The sequence below is a fragment of the Janthinobacterium sp. FW305-128 genome (assembly GCF_020858135.1).
Classification (GTDB): Bacteria; Pseudomonadota; Gammaproteobacteria; order Burkholderiales; family Burkholderiaceae_D; genus Janthinobacterium.
The window spans coordinates 1-1,226 of sequence record NZ_JACYMK010000038.1 but is presented as its reverse complement, the minus strand read 5'-3'; the positions used below and the strand labels follow the sequence as shown (position 1 = coordinate 1,226).

The following is a 1,226-nucleotide window of genomic DNA, read 5'->3' as shown; positions in this document are numbered from 1 at the left end:
CTAATCCGACCTTGTATTATTCCCCTCATGCCGTTCGTGGTATTGCGAACGGTATCGACCGCTGTCAAAATCTTGGTAGGCATATCAAGACCGGGTAACTGGATGCCGTATCCGCCCTTAGGCCCCGAGCCAGCTCCGTAGATCTCGCACCAGTTACCCATCCTCCATGTCAAGATCGGACAGTATCTTTGGCACCGGCATGCCGGTTAGCCCGCATTTGCAAGGTAGATCGCAAGAGGACCACAGCATGTTTAATTTAGGAATCGACGTTGCCAAGGCCAAGCTCGACTGCGCGCTGCGCCTGCCCAACGGCAAGCATCGTAACAAGGTTGTCGAGAACAACCACCAAGGATTCACCGCGCTCCACGCATGGCTGCTGAAGCATGCTGCCGGCAGCCCCAGGGTGTGCATGGAAGCGACGGGCACGTATTGGGAAGGGGTTGCCGAATATCTCGCTGGACTTGGCATGGTGGTCAGTGTCATCAATCCGGCCCAGATCAAGGCCTTCAGCGCTTCGCGCCTGGTGCGCACCAAGACCGACAAGGTCGACGCACAGCTGATCGCCGACTTCGCCCATGAACGCCAGCCAGAGCCCTGGCAGGCGCCATCGCCGGCCGAGCAATCGCTGCGCGCGCTGGTGCTGCGCCTCGATGCCTTGCAAGCGATGCGCCAGCAGGAAAGCAACCGGCTTGAAGTGGCGCGCGCGGCGGTACGCCAGGGTATCGAGGATCATATTGCCTGGCTCGACGCCGAGATCAAGGCGCTGATCCTGGCGATCCGCCGTCATATCGATGACGACCCGGATTTACGCGGCAAGCGCGAATTGCTCGATAGCATCCCTGGCCTGGGCGAGCGCACGATTCCCGTGCTGCTGTCCTACTACGCCAATCCTGAGCGCTTCGACAGCGCCAAGCAGGCGGTGGCGTTTGCGGGCCTCGATCCGCGCCAGCACGAGTCGGGTTCCAGCGTGCGTGGCAAGCCACGCATGTCGAAGGTCGGCCACAGTTTCCTGCGCAAGGCACTGTACATGCCGGCCATGGTGGCAGTGCATAAGACGCCTTGGGGCAAGCGCTTCGGTCAGCGTCTGCGTGACGCCGGCAAAGCGCCCAAGCTGATCATCGGCGCCATGATGCGCAAGCTGGTGCACGTGGCATTCGGCGTGCTCAGGTCGGGAAAAATATTTGATCCGGCCTTGCACGCCGCTTGACGGGGATAACAGTATCTAC

At 60.7% G+C, this 1,226-nt stretch carries 1 protein-coding gene; it reads left to right on the top strand.

What is annotated here, in order from left to right:
- Positions 1–247 precede the first annotated feature (247 nt).
- On the top strand, positions 248–1,207 hold the full coding sequence (locus IGS60_RS28215; protein ID WP_121668350.1) for an IS110 family transposase: 960 nt from the start codon (positions 248–250) through the stop codon (positions 1,205–1,207).
- Positions 1,208–1,226 lie beyond the last annotated feature (19 nt).